Here is a 19,916-nt window from a genome sequence, read left to right on the forward strand (position 1 = left end):
CAGAAATTAGATATTGCATTAATTTGATTGATAAATATATAATATAAATGATATTATATTTGGAATTATCTTACATATATACAACGATTTCCTTCAATAGAATATCAGTACTTTTGATATGAAAGGGGAGATTATATGAGAAAAAGAATTAAATCAATATTTGTGTTAGTAATGGTTACCATACTCGTTTTAGCGGCTTGTGGTAAAGAAACGAAAGAAAAAGAAGAAACCTCTGAGATAGGTGGTAAAACTCCAAAATCAGATAAAAAAGGAGGTACATTAAAAGTTGGTTTAGGCGCCCCTCCAGAAGGCGCATTTCAGAGTGTATTCGCTAGTAGCAGCTCTGACAGTGAAGTTATAGGTTATTTCAATGATGGTTTAGTTGATTATGATGAGAAACTTGAAATGAAACCTCATATTTTATCTTGGAAGGATAAAGGAGATGGTCTAACTTATGAGTTTAAAGTCAAAAAAGGAATCAAATGGCACGATGGCTCAGACTTTACAGTTAATGATTGGATATTTACGTTAGAAACGTTAGCTGATAAAGATTATGATGGACCTAGATTTACTGGCGTACAAGATATTAAAGGTGCTAAAGATAAAAAAGACGGTAAATCAGATAAAATTGAAGGTATTAAAAAGATTGATGATTATACTGTAGAAATTACATTTGAAAAGAATAAGTTAAACAATTTAAACAATTTATGGACAAGTAGTCCAATTAGTGAGAAAGCATTTAAAGATATTCCAGTGAAAGATATGGCGAAATCAGATCAAGTTAGAAAAAAACCTATTGGAATAGGTCCTTTTAAAATTAAAAAAATTGTCGATGGTGAATCTGTCGAATTAGAAAAAAATAAAGATTATTGGCAAGGCGAGCCGAGATTAGACAAAATTGTATTACGCGTTATTGATCAAACTGCTCTTGCACAGGCGCTTGAAAGCGGAGAAATTGATATGTCTTCTGTTACTGCTCCTGTTGCAAAAGAAATAAAAGATAAAAATCCTGAAAATCTGAAAATTTTACAAGCACCATCAACTAGTTATATGATATTAGGTTTTGTATTAAACGATTATAATAAAGATAAAATGGAAGTTGGGAAAGCAAGGCCTAAATATCAAGATCCTAAATTAAGAAAAGCGATGGCGTATGCTATTAATCGTGATGAGTGGATTAAAGCCTTTTTATATGAATACGGTAAAAAGACAAATGGTTTAATACCTTCAGCACATTGGATTGCTGCTGATAAAGATCAATTAAATGATTATAAATATGATGTTGATAAAGCGAAAAAATTATTAGATGAAGCTGGATATAAAGATAAAGACGGGGATGGATTCAGAGAAGATCCTAAAGGTAAAGAGTTTGTTGTGAATTTAAAACACTATGCTGGTACAAATCCAACATTCGAACCACGTACAGCAGCATTAAAAGGTTACTGGGAAAAAGTTGGACTTAAAACTAAAGTGCAAATGGTGGAGTTCGGTAAATTCGGTCAAGATCTTGAAAAAGCAGATGAAAGTATGGAAGTATACTTCCGCACTTGGTTGCAAGGATCAGACCCTGATCCATCAGGACTTTATAAATCAAATGCTTTATGGAATGAATCTAGATTCAAGAGCGAAAAAGCAGATAAATTACTTGATGATGCTTTAGATTATAATGTAGTTGGAAATGATAAAAAGAAACGTAAAGATTTATATATTAAGTGGCAACAATTAATGAATGAAGAATTACCTGTTATTCCGATCGCTGAATTAATAGATACAACCGTCGTAAGTGATAATGTAAGAAACTACGAAGTATCATTTAAAGGTTCAAATCCTATTCATGAATGGGGCGTTGAAAAATAAATATTTGAAAACCTCGTTAATTAAAATGACGAGGTTTTTCATAACTAGGAGTGGTTTATTTTGAGAGGAGAACCAATATTAGAAGTTAAGAACCTTTGCACAGGATTTTATACTAAAGGTAGTTTTTATAACGCTATAGAAGATGTAAATATTAATGTTTTTAAAGGAGAAGTTCTTGGAGTCGTAGGAGAATCTGGTAGTGGTAAATCAGTTCTAAGTAACTCCATAATGAATTTATTACCAGAAAAAACATCTAAAATTTCAGCTGGTGAAATATATTTTAAAGGAAATAGAATTGATAACTTATCAGAATCAGAATTAAATAAACTTAGAGGTAAAGAAATAGCGATGATATTTCAAGAACCAATGACTTCATTAAATCCCGTATTTACAATTGGTAACCAGTTAAGTGAAATGATAAAAATACATTTAAATTTAAAGAAAAGTGATATCAAAAACCTTGCTATTGAATTATTGAAACAAGTAGGAATACCTAGAGCAGAACAAGTTATGAACGAGTATCCACATCAACTATCTGGTGGTATGAGACAACGGGTTATGATAGCGATGTCTGTTTCTTGTATGCCTAGTTTATTAATAGCAGATGAGCCAACTACAGCATTAGATGTGACTGTACAAGCACAAATTCTAGATTTGTTAAAATCTATTCAAAATAAAACAGATATGTCGATTATCTTTATATCACATGATCTTGGTGTTATTTCTGAAGTATGTGACCGAGTTGCTGTGATGTATGCAGGAAAAGTAGTAGAAATTGCTGAAGTAAATGAGCTATTCACAAATCCGAAGCATCCATATACACAGTTATTACTTAAATCTATTCCTAGACTTGATAAAACAGTTGAAAGATTAGAAACAATTATGGGTATAGTTCCCGGAATACATGAATTAGCAAATAAGGGTTGCCGTTTCTGTAATCGTTGCCCCGTTGAGCTTGATATATGTAAGTCGATTAATCCACCTCTTATCAATAATGGAAATAGACATTCAGTATTTTGTCATTTACATAATGAATTGCCTGAAAGTTTGAAAGGAAGTGTTCAGAATGTCTGAGAAAGTAGTTTTAGAAGTAAAAGATTTAAAACACTATTATCCAATTAAGGGTGGTATCTTCAGAAGAACTATTGGGCACATTAAAGCTGTAGATGGTATTTCTTTTAAAATTAATGAAGGAGAAACGATGGGATTAGTTGGGGAATCAGGATGTGGAAAATCCTCAGCAGGACGTACAATATTGAGACTTCAAAATGTTACTGCAGGAAAAATTGAGTTTTGTGGAAATGATATTACAAGTATGAATGGTAAAAAAATGAGAGATATCAGAAAAGGGTTTCAAATGGTCTTTCAAGATCCTTATGCTTCATTGAATCCTATGCAAATGGTTGGTGATATAATAGCTGAATCAATAAAAAATTATTATAAAAAACCAAAAAAAGAAATCGAGGTTGAAGTAAAAACATTATTGTTAAAAGTAGGGTTAAATGAAGAAGCTTATTATAAATATGTACACGAATTTTCTGGAGGTCAGCGGCAAAGAATTTGTATTGCCAGAGCTCTAGCTCTTAAACCAAAGTTAATTATTGCTGATGAACCTGTTAGTGCTCTTGACGTTTCCGTACAATCTCAAGTGTTAAATTTATTAAAAGACTTACAAGATGAATTTAATTTAAGTTACTTATTTATAGCACATGATTTGAGTGTCGTTAAACATATCAGTGATTATATAGGTGTAATGTATTTAGGTCACATTGTTGAACAAGGGCCAGCTGAGGAAATCTATACTAATCCAATGCATCCATATACAAGGGCTCTTATTTCGGCGATACCTGAAGTGAATCCTGAGAAGAGAAAAGAAAGAATTATATTAAAAGGTGATTTACCCTCTCCAGCGAACCCGCCAAGTGGTTGTCCGTTTCACACACGTTGCCCACTTGTAAGGGAAGCATGTAAAAATAGAAAACCTTATCCAATTCAAGTTGGAGATAAACACACAGTTTCTTGTATTTTACATGAAGAGGTGGCATATATATGATTCAGTTAATTATTAGAAGGTTATTACTTATGATTCCATTATTAATTTTAACTACGATGGTTATATTTACAATTTCAAAACTGCAACCGGGAGACGCTTTTTCTGGTGAAATTGATCCTAAAAATACGAATCCTGAGTATATCAAAGCCCAACGTCTAAAATTAGGTTTAGACGACCCAATACCTATTCAATATGTAAAATGGGCTAAGAAAACCTTATCTGGGGATTTAGGTGATTCTATAAGATATAAACGACCAGTGATTGATTTAGTTAAAGAAAGAATGCCTAATACTGTATTACTAGGAACAGTGAGTTTAATTATTACATATTTTTTAGCTTTTCCACTAGGAATTATCTCAGGTAGAAAACCATATACTCTTGTTGACTATAGTATACAAATTTTAAATTATTTAATGCTTGCCATACCTTCATTTGTTGCAGGAGTATTCGCAATTTATATTTTTGCATTTAAGCTAGGGATTTTTCCATTTTCAGGATCAGTTGAAATTGGTTTAGATGAAGGAACATTACCTTACTATTTAAGTAAATTGTATCATTCAATACTCCCAGGAACGATGCTTGGAGCTTTATCTACAGCAGGATATATACAATTTTTAAGAAATGATATTGTTGAAAACAGTAGAAAAGATTATGCAAGAACAGCTCGTGCTAAAGGATTATCTCGTTCTAAAATATATAATAAACATATTCTAAGAAATTCAATTATTCCTATTGTTACATTTTTTGGATCAGATATTTTGTCGATATTTGGTGGCGCAGTAATAACTGAAACTTTATTTTCTTACCCTGGAATAGGTAAGTTACTAATTGAGTCGATAAGTGGTAAAGATTATCCACTAATGATGGCTTTATTATTATTCTTCTCCTTTTTAGGATTATTAGCTAATTTAGTATCTGACGTTACTTATAGTATTGTTGATCCGAGAATAAAGAGTAACTAAGGAGGGATAAAATGAGAATAATTAATAAAAACAATTCGCCATATCAAATAGCTTTTTATAAGTTTATTAAAAATAAAATTGCAATGACATCATTAATTACGATTATGTTGATATTTATATTGTCAATGTTTGCACCACTTTTAGCTCCTTTTGATCCTAATGCTCAAAATTTAGTATACATAAAAGGAAATATGTCGAGTGAGTATTTATTAGGGACCGATACTGGAGGAAGAGATATTTTAAGTAGATTATTGTACTCGGGTCGTGTATCAATTATTTTTGGGTTCTTAACAACAGTCGGCTTAATAGTTATAGGTGTGTTATATGGTATGATTTCGGGATACTATGGTGGATGGGTAGATACATTTCTTATGAGATTTTCTGAATTTATAATGCTATTCCCTTTTATACCATTTGCCATAGTTTTAAATGCTACTTTTGCAGATAAAATTGATAGTAAATATGGTTCGGCATTTATACTAGGTACTGTTTTAGTGCTTCTTTCATGGGTTAGTATCGCACGGTTAGTTAGAGGTAAAGTTTTACAAGAAAAAGAAAATGAATATTTTTTAGCAGCTAAGTCTATCGGTACACCTGTATATAAAATTTTATTTAAGCACCTATTCCCAAATATATTGAGCGTTATTATAGTGCAAGCGACTTTGCTATTTGCCGTCCAAATAGTTGCTGAAGCGGGATTGAGTTTCTTAGGGTTCGGAATAGATAAGTCGACACCTACATGGGGGAATATGCTTTCTGATGCTCAAGAAGGAGATGTACTTAGAGGGAAGCCATGGATTTGGATGCCTCCAGCAGTTGCGATTACAGTTACAATTTTATGTATTAATTTTATAGGTGAAGGATTAAAAGATGCATTGAATCCAAAGTCTAACATATAAAAAGCTTCATCCAATTTTGGATGAAGCTTTTTATATTATTTTCTTTTTCTACCTAATCCCATTGCATTTTCCATTTTTTTAAGCGTCTTATTAGCGACTTTACTAGCTTTATCTCTACCTTGATCAAGGATTTCATCTAGAATATCTTTGTTTTCATAGAAATAGTTATATTTTTCTTGGAAGTCTGTTAAGAATCGTTTAACTTCTTCTGATAAATCGGTTTTAAAATCTCCATAACCTTTGCCCTCATATTGTGCTTCTAATTCTTCAACAGTTTGACCTGTGATACTAGAGTATATGACAAGTAGGTTACTGATGCCTGGTTTGCCCTCTTTATCGTATTTAACAATACCATCAGAGTCAGTTACGGCACTTTTTATTTTTTTAGCGGCAACGTTTGGTTCATCTAATAATGAAATAAAGTTTTTCTGATTATCATCACTTTTGCTCATTTTTTTAGTTGGATCTTGTAAGCTCATAATTCTTGCACCGAATTTCGGCATATGAATAGAAGGTTTAGTTAAAATATCATTGTATTTAGTATTAAAACGATCTACTACATTTCTAGTTAATTCTAAATGTTGTTTTTGATCGTCGCCCACTGGAACGATATTTGTATTATATAGTACAATATCAGCTGCCATTAAAGGTGGGTAAGTTAATAAACCTGCTGGTATACCTTGAAATTGTTTCTGAGCTTTATCCTTATATTGTGTCATTCTTTCCAATTCACCAATTGAAGATATTGTTGTTAAAATCCAACCTGCTTGAATGTGAGCAGGTACTTCAGATTGGATAAATAATGTTGCTTTCTCATGGTCGATTCCGGAAGCTAAATAAATAGCTGCTAACTTACGTGTGTTTTCACGTAATTTTAGTCGATCTTGAGGTACTGTTATTGCATGTTGATCTACAATACAGAAATAGCAATCATAATTATATTGAATTTCATTGAATTGTTTCAGCGCACCAATGTAATTTCCTATTGTAGGAATCCCACTAGGTTGGATGCCAGAGAATAAAGTTTCCATTAAAAAAATGCCTCTTTTCTACATAATTTCTTTCTACTATTATAACAGTATTTTATTAATTTGTAAGTTGTGTTATTCTTAATGAGTAGGGAAATGCGCAATTTACACTGAATTAATCAATAATTTATTCGCTTTTTAATGAATTATTAGTTTTTTCTCATTTAATTTTAATCTTTGAGTTATATAATATATTTATAGCGTTAAGATAGGAATTAAACAAAGTGAGCATTTATGTTTAACCTAGTGCTATATAGGGTAAATAATATATAAGTGGAATATAATCTTATAAAGTTCACTGACGTTTAACATAAATAATATTCAATTAGGAGAGTGAGATGTATGGTAACATTATTTACTTCACCAAGTTGCACATCTTGCCGTAAAGCGAAAGCATGGTTACAAGAACATGACATTCCGTATACGGAGCGTAATATTTTTTCAGAACACTTAACATTAGATGAAATTAAATCAATCTTAAAAATGACAGAAGACGGAACAGATGAAATTATTTCAACTCGTTCTAAAACATATCAAAAATTAAATGTGGATATCGATGCATTACCACTACAAGAACTATATACAATTATTCAAGATAACCCAGGACTATTACGTCGTCCAATTATCTTAGATGATAAACGTCTACAAGTTGGTTATAACGAAGATGAAATTCGTCGTTTCTTACCACGCAAAGTGCGTACATTCCAACTTTTAGAAGCTCAACGTATGGTTGACTAATTTGGTCTAATATTAGAATTATGGCTCCTGTTTACAGGGGCTATTTTTTTGTATAAAAATAAAAGAAAATAGTTCGAACAAATTACTGTTAAAATGTAAGAGTTTATAATACAATGGATGTACTATTCCTAGAGTAAGGGAGTGTGACATTATGAGAATAGAACGAATTGATGAAACAACGGTAAAATTATTTATAACTTATCAAGACATCGAAGCGCGAGGTTTCAAGAGGGAAGATTTATGGACCAACCGCAAACGCGGTGAAGAATTTTTCTGGTCAATGATGGATGAAATCAATGACGAAGAAGAATTCGTAGTTGAAGGCCCGTTATGGATTCAAGTGCATGCATTCGAAAAGGGTGTAGAAGTTACAGTTTCTAAGTCTAAAGGCGATGAACTGTTAAATATGACTGATGAAGAATCTAATGAACAATTAGAATATCAAGTCAATGATTTCTTATCTCAAGCACTCGATTCCGATCAAAATATTGGAGAACTCTTAAACGATCAAGATGAAGAAACTAGAAAGCAATTTGTTCCTAAAGATATAGGATTGCTTGTTAGATTTGAAGAGTTAGAAGATATTATTGAATATGCACATTATAATGAACATAAAGACTTAGTATTTACAGACTTATTATATATGTTAGACAACAAATATTATTATTATGTACAATTTGATCAAATAGATAACGAAGAAATTATTAACGATTTCTACGGACAACTATTAGAGTATGCAAATCCAACTCAAGTGTCTAAATTATATTTAGATGATTATGCTAAGGTTGTTATGAGTTATAATGTAATGGGTCAAATCACGAGATATTTTGAACCAAAAAATCAAATTAAAAATAAGTAATTTTAACACCTCTTTACGTTTAATAAAGTAAAGAGGTGTTTTTTTATGCTTATGGGATTAAATACTAGAAATGAACTTGTATATGCTCAACATGCAAAATCCAATGAATTGTATAGATGCCCTGAATGTAATTCAGAGTTAATTCTTAGACGTGGAAAGCATACTATTGCTCATTTTGCTCACAAATCTAATAGTTATTGTTTAAAAAACGTTTATAAGAAAGAAACTTTAGCCCATTTAGCATCTAAGCACCACATTTATTCAAGTTTAAATAAGAAAGTACAAATAGACATGGAATATTATTTGCATGAAATCGAACAAATACCAGACATATTGATAAATCGTAACCTTGTTATAGAGTTTCAATATTCACCAATTAATCTAGAGTTGTTGGCTAGCAGAACAGCAGGATTTAGGGCTTTAAATTTTAATGTGATTTGGATAAGTAAACCGGCGAATGAGCGTAATGGGATATTAAAGTTAAGTTATTTTGAAGCTGCTCTCATCAATCATACGCATCGAACACTTATTACATATGATTATAAACGTAAGTTGCTAATTAAATATGAACAATTACAATCATTAGATATTTCCCATTTTATTTTTAGAAAGAATATCATAAAATGGGAAGATTTATTACAAGCACATAATGTATCAAGAGTGCCAACATTTCTTTTAAATGATAATTTTTATAATAATTATATTGGAAAATGTAGACAAACAAGAAGTGTTTTAGAACCAACTTTATCCTTATTATATCAATCTGGTCTCATACATAAGAATAGACCTAAATTTTTAGGAATCATTGTACCAGAACAATTATATATTTTAACGAATGCTATAACGTGGCAATGTTATTTATATTTAGAAATTAATAAAGGTACATTTACTTTTGAACGTTTTAATTCCTTCATTAAATTTAGAACTTTTAATAATGTGAACTATTCCAAGGAAGACATTTTAAAAAGCGCCTTGAAGTCATATTTATCAATACTTAATAAAATGACTTTATCACGTGCAAAAAAATGAGATTAATGAGAAAATTATTAATATGAATGTCAAAGGAGGCTATTAATATGGCAAAATTAATTACTAGGGAAGAACAAGAAGAAAAGTACACTTGGGATTTAACAACAATATTTTCTTCAGATGAAACATACGAAGAAGCTTTCAATGAATTAGAATCTTATTTAGGGAAAGAACAACAGTATAAAGGACATTTGAAAGATAATGCTGAAACACTATATAACGCTCTGTTATTAGATAGTGAAATTGACGAGAAATTAGGTAAAGTATATGTCTATGCACATTTAAAGCACGATCAAGATACTGCTAATGATAAATACGCTGGATATGAAGCAAAAGCTGCAACTTTAGCTAATAAATTTGCTAGTGCTTGGAGCTTTATTTTACCTGAATTAATGTCTATAGATGAAGATACATTAAATCAATTCGTTGAATCACATGACGGATTAAAGAGATACCAATTTGATATTGAAAAATTAAATAAAAAGAGACCTCATATTTTAGGCGATAAAGAAGAAAAAATATTAGCTGAAGCGGGCGAAGCATTGCAAACGCCAAGTAATGTTTTCGGTATGTTCAATAATGCTGATTTAACATTTAAACCAGCAATTGATAAAGATGGTAATGAACACGAATTAACGCAAGGAACATATATAAAACTATTAGAATCTGAAGATAGAGTATTAAGAAAATCAGCATACGATAATGTATATGAAGCTTATGGTAGTCATAATAATACTTTAACAGCTACTTTAAGTGGTAAAGTAAAAACAGCTATATTCAGTTCTAAAGTACGCAATTATGATTCTGCTAGACAACAAGCATTATCTAATAATTTCATACCAGAAGATGTATACGATAATTTAATTGAAACTGTACATAAGCATCTACCTTTATTACACCGTTATACAGAATTAAGAAAAGAATTATTAGGTTTAGACGAAATGCATATGTATGATATGTATACACCATTAGTTCAAGATTCTTCATTTGATATGCCTTACGAAGAAGCTAAAGATTGGATGGTTAAAGCATTACAACCAATGGGGCAAGAATATATAGAAGTTGTTGAAGAAGGATTAAATAATAGATGGGTAGACGTTTATGAGAATAAAGGTAAACGTTCAGGTGGTTATTCATCTGGTGCACATTTAACTAATCCGTTTATTTTATTAAACTGGACAGATTCAATTTCTGACTTATTTACGCTAATTCATGAATTCGGACATTCTGCTCATAGTTACTTTAGTCGTAAAAATCAATTATCAAATGAAAGTGATTATTCAATCTTTGTAGCAGAAGTTGCATCTACAACAAACGAAGCACTTTTAAGTGAATACATGGATAAAAACTTAGAAGATCCTGAAAAACGTAAATATTTATTAAACCAAGAACTTGAAAGATTTAGAGCAACATTATTCAGACAAACAATGTTTGCTGAATTCGAATATTTAATCCATAAAATTGTAGAAGACGGTGAACCGTTAACGGCTGAAAGATTAAATAATGAATATGCTGAACTTAATAAAAAGTATTTTGGTGACGCTGTTATAACAGATGACAATATTGCTAAAGAGTGGTCTCGTATCCCACACTTCTATTATAATTTCTATGTTTATCAATATGCTACAGGATATAGTGCTGCACAAGCATTAAGCAAACAAATTTTAGAAGAGGGCGAACCAGCTGTTAAAAGATATATCAATGAATTCTTAAAAGCAGGAAGCTCAGATTATCCAATTGAAGTATTGAAAAAAGCTGGTGTCGATATGACATCTACACAACCAATCGAAGAAGCGATGGAAGTATTTGAAGAGAAATTAAATGCCTTTGAAAAACTGGTTAAAGGCGATTAAAAGCATGTACACGTTTCCAATATGACAAGTGTGTGACAAATAGAAAAATACGAGGTTTTCTGTTGAATTATGTGTACATAGCATGTTATATTACGTATATGAAATTAATCACATAACAAACATACCCCTTTGTTTGAAGTGAAAAATTTCTCCCATCCCCTTTGTTTAAGCACCGTGTAATCAGACACGGTGTTTTTTATTTATTCGTTCATAGTTAACATCCCAAAAGTTATCTATTAGGCAATAGCCCAAAAGATTAATTAATCTTTCATGCATGAGTATGGGTGATTAAAATTCATACTCAAATTAAAAGGATTTATCCATTAGGTGAAAACCTACGGATAAATCCTTTTTTATTTCGGTATTAATAAGTAAGAATGTGATTGTAGAAATCGATAAAATACAAATAGGACCTCTCGAAAGTTGCAAGACAAAGCCAACGTGCAACATAGAGTACTTCTTATCCCTAGATTTCTGAATAAAAGTGAATTATCATCGCTCCTCATACAAAAAACAGCCAAAATTCTTATTATCTAAAGAATTTTGGCTGTTTTTATAATGCTTTCCCAATCCCGTTTGATTTGAGTCTAATAAACTTATTGTCCAAGGCTCAGTTTGTAAATTTCATTTCTTATATTTCCAGAAGTCTCCATGAATAGATTCTTGTTGTTCAATGTAACCTTGTAATTGTAATTTTTTAAGTTCTCTTTTTACAATTTTCTCTGGCCATTCATATATTGTTGCTATTTCTTGTTCGGAAACGAGTTTTTGTGATTGTATATATTCGATTAGTTTAGGTGGAAGTTGTTTCTCAACTTCTGTCCCGATTAATTCTTGAATGATATACGTATAAATATGATAAGGATATGTTCCTTCGACTTTTAAACCTTCTGAATGTATATCTTCATTAAAGAATACAAGGGAAGGTGTCATATTTACATCCATTTCTCGAGCAATATGCATGTCCGTCTGTAGGCTTTCTGTTAAAGCTTGTTCTTTTAAATCATTTATAAAAACAGATAAGTCTATTCCCGATTTAAAAGCGCATTTTCTAATAAGTTCTGTTGTAATAATTTTTTCATGAGGTATAATCTCATTCTGAATTAAATTTAAAAATCTTGTAGCTCGATTATGTCCTTGTAATTCAGCAGCTTTAAAAGCTAGTGCTATATTATCAAATTCACATGTACTTTGAGCCTGACATTTAGTTAATACTTTAAGAGATGGGTTCAAAATCTGACGAATCTTTACGTATTTTTGATATTCTATTTTTAACTTTGCTAATGTAGAAGAAAGATTAAAACAATCTTCGCAAAATGGATCGAAAAATGAATATATTTCTATTTTGCTTGCTGGTGTTAAATCAGCATTACTTTGTTCATTAGCATGGATTAATCTTAATTCTTCGGCCATATTATCCACCTTCAACTATATTAAGCGTTAACCATGTGATTTGCAGTTAGCTTAAGTCTTTCAAATAAATATTCTTGTATATCTCTTTCTAAATGAGATGTCGTAAGTGCTTTTTCCATATTTTCTAACCATGCATCTCGTTCTTTAGTTGTTATTTTAAAAGGCATGTGACGTTGACGTAACAAAGGGTGTCCATGTTCTTCTGTATATAAAGCAGGACCACCTAAAAATTGTGTTAAGAATTGTTTTTGTTTACGACTTGTTTCTGCAAAGTCACCAGGGAAAAGATGATTAATCCGTGTATCCTTTTCTACAAGGTAATAAAAGTGATCAATCATGTCGTATAAATCTTTGGGGTCGATTACTTCATATGGAGTCATAATTTCACCTTTTCTTGCTTATTTCAATCTTGATAATATTAATATAACATGTTCTTATATATTTAAAAGTAATTCGACTTGTAATCAAAACAAATTCATGTTGATTGACTTTGGGCGTCAAAAAAGCGTTTCACTTTGTTATCTGGTTTACGATTTTCAATTTGATGTTCAGCAAGTAGCTCTAAAAAGGCTTCTTTTCCTTTATTATAGTCTGTTACTTCAAATTCCAATTCGAAATCTTCTTTCCCTAAATATTCGCTATGATCTAAAACGAGAAGGCCTGTATCTAGGCTTTTTTCTAATCTATATGTCGTTAAGTCGCCCAAGAGCTTTAGTTCATTTAAGGGGACTTGCTGTTTATTTAATATTTCAGAAATATTTTTTGGTAAAAAATGTTTGTCTAACGGTTCATTTATTGGTGGTAAACTGTCTACTACTTCGTTGTACTCTAGTAAACCCACTTTTTGTGGTACTTTTAAAGTCATTTCATATTGTTTGTTTTTCTCACGTATTCTTAGTGCCATTTTTTGAGAAATGATATCGTGGTTTTCTGTATCTATGTAGTGATTTGTTTGTTTAAAAGGTTCGTTTTGTTTAAAATAATATTGTTTTAATGATGAATATTCTTCTCGAGTAAGTAAATTTTTAAACTCTATTTCTAATTCTTGTCCCATTGTCTTTAACACTTCCTTTAATACTATTATTATAGAAGATAATAGGTTAAACAAGTAATTATGTAAAAATAGAGTCATGTTATGAATCTTTAAATTAAAATGTGTTAAAATGAATGGGAATAAGGAGGAACAGTCATGCGTATTTATGTAAATGAAATTAAAATTAATGATAATCAAATACAATGTTATACTGACCAACCAACTGATGGATTAAAGCCGGCTGAACATATGATTGTTGATAGCGATAATCTTGTGTTTGTATATATGCTAGACAGTGGGGAACAATATGATTATTTATTATTTGTCGAAGAAACATGGTCAATGATTCACGAGAATTTTGATAAAGAGGTCATCGTGAACGATCATTTAATATTAACTTCATTTAAAGAAGAAATGGAATTTTTACTAGACAACATCGCAGATAATCACAACTATGGTAAAGCATTTGTCGCTTCTGTAGAAGAAGCATTTGAATTAAACAAAGCGGAGTGATGGTTATGAATCAATGGGACGAATTTTTGGCACCATATAAACAAGCAATTGACGAGTTGAAGATTAAATTGAAGGGGTTACGTAAACAATACGAATCTTTAGATAGACCTTCGCCAATAGAATTTGTTACAGGTCGCGTAAAGCCAATTTCAAGTATTATTGATAAAGCAAATCAGCGTAACATACCTTTCGATAGATTAAAGGAAGAAATGTATGATATTGCAGGTTTAAGAATGATGTGTCAATTTGTTGATGATATAGATGTTGTTGTGGAATTGCTAAGACAACGTCAAGATTTTGAAGTGGTAGAAGAACGAAACTATATTCAATACACTAAAGAAAGTGGATATCGTTCATACCACGTCATCATAAGCTATCCTATTGAAACATTACATGGTAAGACAACTGTTTTGGCTGAAATACAAATTAGAACGTTAGCAATGAATTTTTGGGCAACAATTGAACATACTTTAAGATATAAGTATGACGGTGCTTATCCTCCAGAAATAAGGAATAGGCTTGAAAGAGCAGCAGAAGCAGCATTTTTATTAGATGAGGAAATGTCTGAAATTCGTGAAGAAATTCAAGAAGCTCAAAAATATTATTCTAGACAGAAAAGCAATAAACATAATCATGATTGAGGGGTGAATGCTGTGAAATATAATATTTTGTCAAAAGGTGACTCTAAGTCTAATGCGTTAATGTACAAAATGAAAAACCATATGACTGATTTTAATATGGTTCAAGATGAAGAATCTCCTGATATTGTAATTTCGGTAGGTGGAGATGGTACATTATTGCAAGCATTTCACCAGTATAGTCACATGCTAGGGGATGTAAGTTTTGTCGGCGTACATACAGGACATTTAGGTTTCTACGCTGACTGGCTACCGCATGAAGTTGAAAAACTTATTATTGAAATTAATAACTCTACATATCAAGTAATAGAGTATCCATTGTTAGAAGTAATTGTTCGTTATAAAAAGGGTGGATATGAAACAAGATATCTTGCTTTGAACGAAGCGACAATCAAAACAGATGATGGTGCGACATTAGTTGTGGATTTAGTATTGAGAGGAGAACAATTTGAGCGCTTTAGAGGTGATGGTTTATGCGTATCTACACCGTCTGGCTCAACTGCTTATAACAAAGCATTAGGTGGTGCTTTAATACATCCATCTTTAGAAGCGATGCAAATTGCAGAAATCGCATCTATAAACAACCGAGTGTTTAGAACGGTTGGCTCACCACTAGTATTACCTAAACATCACGTTTGTCACATACATCCGGTTAATCAAGATACATTACAAGTTACGATTGATCATGTTAACGTTAAACATAAAAATATTGAGTCTATACAATATAGAGTTGCAAATGAAAAAGTGAGATTTGCTAGATTCAGACCTTTCCCATTTTGGAAAAGAGTGCATGATTCATTTATCTCAAATGAGGATTAACATATGAAAACTTTACAATATAATGCAACATCGACTATGTTGTTAAAGACATTTTTATATGACAAAGGCATATCTAAAAAGAGTTTAAGCGCCATTAAGAAAAATGGTGCTTTATTTGTTAATGGGGAACATGCAACTGTAAGAAAAGTATTAGAACAAGGGGATAAAGTAGAAGTATGTTTACCGAATGAAACGCCAAGCATTAATTTAGAGCCTTTTGATATTACATTAAATATATTATATGAAGATGAATGGTTAATTATAGTGTCTAAACCAGCTATCATTAATACAGCACCTTCGAGAGAACACCCGCACAATAGTTTAGTTGAAGCGGTGCTATACCATATGAATAAAAATGAAGAACAAACAATACCACATATCGTTACACGTTTAGATAGAGGGACAAGTGGTATAGTTATATTTACGAAACATCAACTATTGCACCATATGATGTCACAAACGGTTATTAATAAATATTATTTAGCAATTGTTCATGGTTTAGTATTACGAAATAGCGGAAATATTATCGCACCTATAGCGAGAGCGAGACATTCTATTATAGAAAGAGAAGTTTCTGACTCGGGAAAATTTGCGCATACATATTACGAATTATTGGACCAAAAAGATACGCGCTCATTATTAAAATTACAATTATTTACCGGAAGAACACATCAAATCCGTGTTCACCTTTCACACATTGGCCATACTATTGTAGGAGATAGTTTGTATGGTTCTGATGAAACAGCATACTCTCACCAGCTATTACAATGTCATGTTGTGGAATTTGAACACCCAATTACTAAAAGGAAAATTTATATTGAAGATGATGTCCATTATCACTTATAATACGTAGATGTGCTATAATGAATTGAATTTTTTAAGAGGAGGTGGCAAGATTGGCAAACGAAAATAATGAGCAATATGTTGAGGATGAAGCATTTGATAAAGAACAGTTAGATGCTTTATTAGAGAACAATGATATTGATCAATTTCGAGAAGAATTTTTACGCTTACATACTTATGACCAAGGTGAATACTTTGAAATATGTGATGATACCTTTAAGCAAAAAATATATCAATTTCTTTCACCTAATGAAGTTGCGGATTTCTTTGAAACCACTGAATTAGATGACGAAGAATATGAAGAAATATTTCAAAATATGAATGCCAATTATGCAAGTGAAATGTTAAGTGATATGTCTTACGATAACGCAGTAGATATTCTAAACGTGTTATCTAGGAATAAAGTTGCCACTTTGCTCACGCTTATGAACCGGGAAGACGCACGTGAAATTAAAGCGTTACTTCATTACGAAGAAGATACTGCCGGCGGTATCATGACAACAGAATACATTTCAGTTTATTCTACAATGTCTGTAAAGGAAGCTATGTTTTATGTAAAAGAACAAGCGCCTCAAGCAGAAACAATTTACGTTATTTTTGTTGTAGATGAGAATAAAAAACTAGCTGGTGTCATTTCACTACGTGATTTAATCGTCGCAGAAAACGACGCATATATCGAAGAAATTATGAGTGAACGTGTAATTAGTTCTAATGTAGCAGATGACCAAGAAGACGTAGCTCAAACGATGCGAGATTATGATTTAATTGCATTACCTGTTATTGATTATCAAGATCATTTATTAGGTATTATAACAATCGATGATATTTTAGATGTTATGGATGAAGAAGCAAGTGAAGACTACTCTAAATTGGCCGGTGTGTCTGATATAGACTCTACTAACGATACTGTATTTCAAACAGCAATGAAACGTTTACCTTGGTTATTAATTTTAACAGTATTAGGTATGATTACAGCATCAATACTAGGCCAATTCGAAGAAACCTTATCTCAAGTAGCTTTATTAGCAGCTTTCATCCCAATAATTAGTGGTATGAGTGGTAACTCAGGAACGCAATCTTTAGCCGTTTCAGTACGTAATATATCCACAGGGGAAATTGATGAGCAAAGCAAATTCAAGCTCGCTTTACGTGAATCAGGCTCCGGTTTATTAACTGGTTTCTGCTGTGCACTTAGTTTATTTCTAATTATTATTTTATTATACAGAGAGCCAGTTTTGGCGTTGATTGTTTCCATCAGTCTTACAATTGCAATGACAGTTGGTACATTAATGGGAGCAATCATACCTATGTTTATGAATAAAATGAATATAGATCCTGCAGTAGCAAGCGGCCCGTTTATAACGACAATTAATGACATTATTAGTATGTTAATATATTTTGGTTTAGCAACTGCATTTATGTCATATTTAATATAAGGAGAAAAATATGGAACATTCTAGTTTTACTTCGCTAGTAATAGTGGTAGTAGCAGCATTTTTAACCCCTATACTAGTCAATAGACTTAAGATATCTTTCTTACCTGTAGTCGTAGCCGAAATTATAATGGGGATTATAATTGGTGATTCTTTATTTGGTCTAGTTAAAGAGGATGCTTGGTTATCCATTTTATCTACACTTGGATTTATCTTTTTGATGTTTTTAAGTGGTTTAGAAATTGATTTCAATGCATTTAAGTCAAAGAAACATTCAGAAGATGAAGAAGCGAATAAAATTCCAAGCAATTTATCTTTAATGACTATCGTCTTTTCAATGATTATGATTTTATCTATATTTTTAGCATTTGTATTTAAATGGACAGGTTTAATCGATGATGTTTTACTTATGGTTATTATCATTTCAACAATAAGTCTAGGCGTAGTTGTTCCAACGCTTAAAGAAATGAATATTATGCATACGAGCATAGGCCAGTTTATTTTACTAGTAGCAGTTGTAGCAGATTTAGTAACGATGATTCTATTAACTGTTTACGGTACGATAAACGCAAAAGGTGATTCACCGCTATGGTTAATAACGATTTTAATCGCATTTGGAATTGTATTTTACATAATTGGTGGCTATTTCATTAAATCACCGTTCTTAAAAAAGTTAACTTCAGGAACAACACAAATAGGGATAAGAGCAGTATTTGCACTTATTATTCTATTGGTTGCTTTAGCAGAAGGCGTAGGTGCTGAAAATATACTTGGTGCCTTCTTAGCAGGTGTTATTGTTTCATTGCTTGGTCCAGATCAAGATATGATAGAGAAATTAGATTCATTTGGATATGGGTTTTTCATACCAATATTCTTTATCATGGTCGGTGTAAATTTAAACATACCTTCTTTAATAAAAGAACCAGGCTTGTTGCTTATCATACCTTTATTGTTTATTGCTTTCTTAATTTCAAAATTAATACCAGTAAGTATTATCGGGAAATGGTATGATATGAAAACAACAATTTCATCAGCATTTTTATTAACATCAACACTTTCTCTTGTAATTGCAGCTGCTAAAATTGCTGAACAATTAGGCACTATTTCACCTGAAATCTCAGGTATACTTGTGTTAAGTGCAGTAATAACATGTGTGTTTGTACCAATAGTATTCAAGAAATTATTCCCAATACCAGAAGAAACTAAAGTAATTGTTAAAGTAAGTTTCATTGGTAAAAACCAACTGTCTATACCAGTTGCTCAAAGTATTCATTCACACATATATCAAACGACTATGTTCTTTAGAAAAGACTTAGCTGATCATCGTAATTTAGATGAAAGTATTAAAACACATGAGTTAGATGATTATGTTGAAGAAGAACTAATAGAGCTTGGATTATTTAAATCAGATATCATTGTTTGTTCTGCAAATGATGATACTATTAATAAAAAAGTAGCTTTAATGGCTCATAAACATGGTGTTAAACGAATTATTTGTAAGCAAGAAAACATTTCAGAAGATGATGAATTACACGATAAAAACATTGAATTCTTTAGTAGTTTCTTAAGTAATAAGATTTTACTTAAAGGTTTAATTGAATCTCCAAACGTACTGAACTTATTAAGTAACGTAGAAACATCACTATATGAAATCGAAATGAAAAATCACAGTTACCACAATGTGTTACTACGTTCATTTCCTTTTGCAGGCGATATCATTTTCGTACGAATTATTAGAGGAAAAGATTCAATCGTACCGCATGGTGATACAGAATTACAATATGGAGATAAACTGATTGTTACAGGTTCGAAAGAATATGTATCAGAACTAAAACAAGATATGGAATTCATTTGATTTAAAGTGAAAATGAGGAGTGAAACTTGCTGCTCATTTTTGCTTTTTTCTAAATGAAAATAAAGGTATTATGCTTGTCAGGTGGTATGAC

General features: G+C 31.3%; 19 protein-coding genes. 15 read left to right on the top strand and 4 right to left on the bottom strand.

Features of this window, described 5'->3' with window-relative positions; translation table 11 throughout:
* Nucleotides 1-135: 135 nt before the first annotated feature.
* Genes opp4A through opp4C form a run of 5 tightly spaced genes read left to right on the top strand, consistent with a single transcriptional unit; the run spans nucleotide 136 to nucleotide 5,771 of the window.
* Entirely contained in the window at nucleotides 136-1,857 is a 1,722-nt protein-coding gene (gene opp4A / locus ACO6VN_RS03285) for an oligopeptide ABC transporter substrate-binding protein (protein ID WP_422404222.1), read from the top strand.
* A 60-nt stretch (nucleotides 1,858-1,917) separates the two neighbouring features.
* A complete protein-coding gene (locus tag ACO6VN_RS03290; protein WP_216683308.1) occupies nucleotides 1,918-2,931 on the top strand; it encodes an ABC transporter ATP-binding protein in 1,014 nt (337 codons plus the stop codon).
* Nucleotides 2,924-3,910: an ABC transporter ATP-binding protein gene (locus ACO6VN_RS03295; RefSeq protein WP_422404223.1), complete on the top strand. Its 987-nt coding sequence runs from the start codon at nucleotides 2,924-2,926 to the stop codon at nucleotides 3,908-3,910. Before ACO6VN_RS03290 ends, ACO6VN_RS03295 begins: the two co-directional genes overlap by 8 nt.
* The gene (opp4B, locus tag ACO6VN_RS03300) at nucleotides 3,907-4,872 is read left to right on the top strand and encodes an oligopeptide ABC transporter permease (protein WP_216683310.1); all 966 of its coding nucleotides are present in this window, start codon (nucleotides 3,907-3,909) and stop codon (nucleotides 4,870-4,872) included. Before ACO6VN_RS03295 ends, opp4B begins: the two co-directional genes overlap by 4 nt.
* A gap of 11 nt (nucleotides 4,873-4,883) precedes the next feature.
* Nucleotides 4,884-5,771 (top strand): oligopeptide ABC transporter permease, encoded by an 888-nt coding sequence (opp4C, locus tag ACO6VN_RS03305; RefSeq protein WP_016999382.1) that lies wholly within the window; start codon nucleotides 4,884-4,886, stop codon nucleotides 5,769-5,771.
* 35 nt (nucleotides 5,772-5,806) lie between these two features.
* Here the strand turns inward: opp4C and trpS are convergent, their stop codons facing one another.
* A complete protein-coding gene (trpS, locus tag ACO6VN_RS03310) occupies nucleotides 5,807-6,802 on the bottom strand; it encodes a tryptophan--tRNA ligase (protein WP_216683311.1) in 996 nt (331 codons plus the stop codon).
* Between the two features lie 339 nt (nucleotides 6,803-7,141).
* Between trpS and spxA the strand changes: the two genes are divergently transcribed.
* From spxA to pepF, 4 genes are all read left to right on the top strand, one after another.
* Nucleotides 7,142-7,537: a transcriptional regulator SpxA gene (gene spxA / locus ACO6VN_RS03315; protein WP_016999380.1), complete on the top strand. Its 396-nt coding sequence runs from the start codon at nucleotides 7,142-7,144 to the stop codon at nucleotides 7,535-7,537.
* Between the two features lie 151 nt (nucleotides 7,538-7,688).
* On the top strand, nucleotides 7,689-8,396 hold the full coding sequence (gene mecA / locus ACO6VN_RS03320; protein ID WP_016999379.1) for an adaptor protein MecA: 708 nt from the start codon (nucleotides 7,689-7,691) through the stop codon (nucleotides 8,394-8,396).
* Nucleotides 8,397-8,441: 45 nt separating this feature from the next.
* On the top strand, nucleotides 8,442-9,425 hold the full coding sequence (locus ACO6VN_RS03325; RefSeq protein ID WP_216683312.1) for a competence protein CoiA: 984 nt from the start codon (nucleotides 8,442-8,444) through the stop codon (nucleotides 9,423-9,425).
* Between the two features lie 47 nt (nucleotides 9,426-9,472).
* Nucleotides 9,473-11,278 (top strand): oligoendopeptidase F, encoded by a 1,806-nt coding sequence (pepF, locus tag ACO6VN_RS03330; protein WP_216683313.1) that lies wholly within the window; start codon nucleotides 9,473-9,475, stop codon nucleotides 11,276-11,278.
* Nucleotides 11,279-11,902: 624 nt separating this feature from the next.
* On the opposite strand, the gene ACO6VN_RS03335 is transcribed toward pepF, so the two are convergent.
* The 3 genes from ACO6VN_RS03335 to ACO6VN_RS03345 all read right to left on the bottom strand — a co-directional run bounded on the left by ACO6VN_RS03335 (nucleotide 11,903) and on the right by ACO6VN_RS03345 (nucleotide 13,745).
* Complete coding sequence (locus ACO6VN_RS03335; protein ID WP_016999376.1) at nucleotides 11,903-12,691, bottom strand: DsbA family protein; 789 nt, start codon at nucleotides 12,689-12,691, stop codon at nucleotides 11,903-11,905.
* Nucleotides 12,692-12,711: 20 nt separating this feature from the next.
* Nucleotides 12,712-13,071 (bottom strand): globin, encoded by a 360-nt coding sequence (locus ACO6VN_RS03340; RefSeq protein ID WP_194200934.1) that lies wholly within the window; start codon nucleotides 13,069-13,071, stop codon nucleotides 12,712-12,714.
* Between the two features lie 95 nt (nucleotides 13,072-13,166).
* Nucleotides 13,167-13,745, bottom strand: coding sequence for a CYTH domain-containing protein (locus ACO6VN_RS03345; RefSeq protein ID WP_070045153.1), 579 nt, complete (start codon nucleotides 13,743-13,745; stop codon nucleotides 13,167-13,169).
* A gap of 135 nt (nucleotides 13,746-13,880) precedes the next feature.
* Here ACO6VN_RS03345 and ACO6VN_RS03350 point away from each other — a divergent pair, with 135 nt between their 5' ends.
* Genes ACO6VN_RS03350 through ACO6VN_RS03375 form a run of 6 tightly spaced genes read left to right on the top strand, consistent with a single transcriptional unit; the run spans nucleotide 13,881 to nucleotide 19,825 of the window.
* A complete protein-coding gene (locus ACO6VN_RS03350) occupies nucleotides 13,881-14,237 on the top strand; it encodes a hypothetical protein (protein ID WP_422404224.1) in 357 nt (118 codons plus the stop codon).
* A gap of 5 nt (nucleotides 14,238-14,242) precedes the next feature.
* Nucleotides 14,243-14,878: a GTP pyrophosphokinase gene (locus tag ACO6VN_RS03355; protein ID WP_016999372.1), complete on the top strand. Its 636-nt coding sequence runs from the start codon at nucleotides 14,243-14,245 to the stop codon at nucleotides 14,876-14,878.
* A gap of 12 nt (nucleotides 14,879-14,890) precedes the next feature.
* Entirely contained in the window at nucleotides 14,891-15,694 is an 804-nt protein-coding gene (locus ACO6VN_RS03360; RefSeq protein ID WP_016999371.1) for an NAD kinase, read from the top strand.
* Between the two features lie 3 nt (nucleotides 15,695-15,697).
* The gene (locus tag ACO6VN_RS03365) at nucleotides 15,698-16,540 is read left to right on the top strand and encodes an RluA family pseudouridine synthase (RefSeq protein WP_216683314.1); all 843 of its coding nucleotides are present in this window, start codon (nucleotides 15,698-15,700) and stop codon (nucleotides 16,538-16,540) included.
* Between the two features lie 50 nt (nucleotides 16,541-16,590).
* A complete protein-coding gene (mgtE, locus tag ACO6VN_RS03370) occupies nucleotides 16,591-17,973 on the top strand; it encodes a magnesium transporter (protein ID WP_016999369.1) in 1,383 nt (460 codons plus the stop codon).
* Nucleotides 17,974-17,983: 10 nt separating this feature from the next.
* Nucleotides 17,984-19,825, top strand: coding sequence for a cation:proton antiporter (locus tag ACO6VN_RS03375; protein WP_194200932.1), 1,842 nt, complete (start codon nucleotides 17,984-17,986; stop codon nucleotides 19,823-19,825).
* Nucleotides 19,826-19,916: the final 91 nt, after the last annotated feature.

It is taken from the genome of Mammaliicoccus sp. JADD-157 (assembly GCF_049310805.1).
Classification (GTDB): domain Bacteria; phylum Bacillota; class Bacilli; order Staphylococcales; family Staphylococcaceae; genus Mammaliicoccus; species Mammaliicoccus lentus.

Coding starts and splice junctions, on each gene's coding strand:
- spxA (WP_016999380.1), top strand. CDS start 7,142: ATGGTAACATTATTTACTTCACCAAGTTGCACATCTTGCCGTAAAGCG.
- pepF (WP_216683313.1), top strand. CDS start 9,473: ATGGCAAAATTAATTACTAGGGAAGAACAAGAAGAAAAGTACACTTGG.
- ACO6VN_RS03375 (WP_194200932.1), top strand. CDS start 17,984: ATGGAACATTCTAGTTTTACTTCGCTAGTAATAGTGGTAGTAGCAGCA.
- ACO6VN_RS03340 (WP_194200934.1), bottom strand. CDS start 13,071: ATGACTCCATATGAAGTAATCGACCCCAAAGATTTATACGACATGATT.
- ACO6VN_RS03350 (WP_422404224.1), top strand. CDS start 13,881: ATGCGTATTTATGTAAATGAAATTAAAATTAATGATAATCAAATACAA.
- ACO6VN_RS03325 (WP_216683312.1), top strand. CDS start 8,442: ATGCTTATGGGATTAAATACTAGAAATGAACTTGTATATGCTCAACAT.
- opp4B (WP_216683310.1), top strand. CDS start 3,907: ATGATTCAGTTAATTATTAGAAGGTTATTACTTATGATTCCATTATTA.
- ACO6VN_RS03365 (WP_216683314.1), top strand. CDS start 15,698: ATGAAAACTTTACAATATAATGCAACATCGACTATGTTGTTAAAGACA.
- opp4A (WP_422404222.1), top strand. CDS start 136: ATGAGAAAAAGAATTAAATCAATATTTGTGTTAGTAATGGTTACCATA.
- opp4C (WP_016999382.1), top strand. CDS start 4,884: ATGAGAATAATTAATAAAAACAATTCGCCATATCAAATAGCTTTTTAT.
- trpS (WP_216683311.1), bottom strand. CDS start 6,802: ATGGAAACTTTATTCTCTGGCATCCAACCTAGTGGGATTCCTACAATA.
- ACO6VN_RS03345 (WP_070045153.1), bottom strand. CDS start 13,745: ATGGGACAAGAATTAGAAATAGAGTTTAAAAATTTACTTACTCGAGAA.
- ACO6VN_RS03295 (WP_422404223.1), top strand. CDS start 2,924: ATGTCTGAGAAAGTAGTTTTAGAAGTAAAAGATTTAAAACACTATTAT.
- ACO6VN_RS03355 (WP_016999372.1), top strand. CDS start 14,243: ATGAATCAATGGGACGAATTTTTGGCACCATATAAACAAGCAATTGAC.
- ACO6VN_RS03335 (WP_016999376.1), bottom strand. CDS start 12,691: ATGGCCGAAGAATTAAGATTAATCCATGCTAATGAACAAAGTAATGCT.
- mecA (WP_016999379.1), top strand. CDS start 7,689: ATGAGAATAGAACGAATTGATGAAACAACGGTAAAATTATTTATAACT.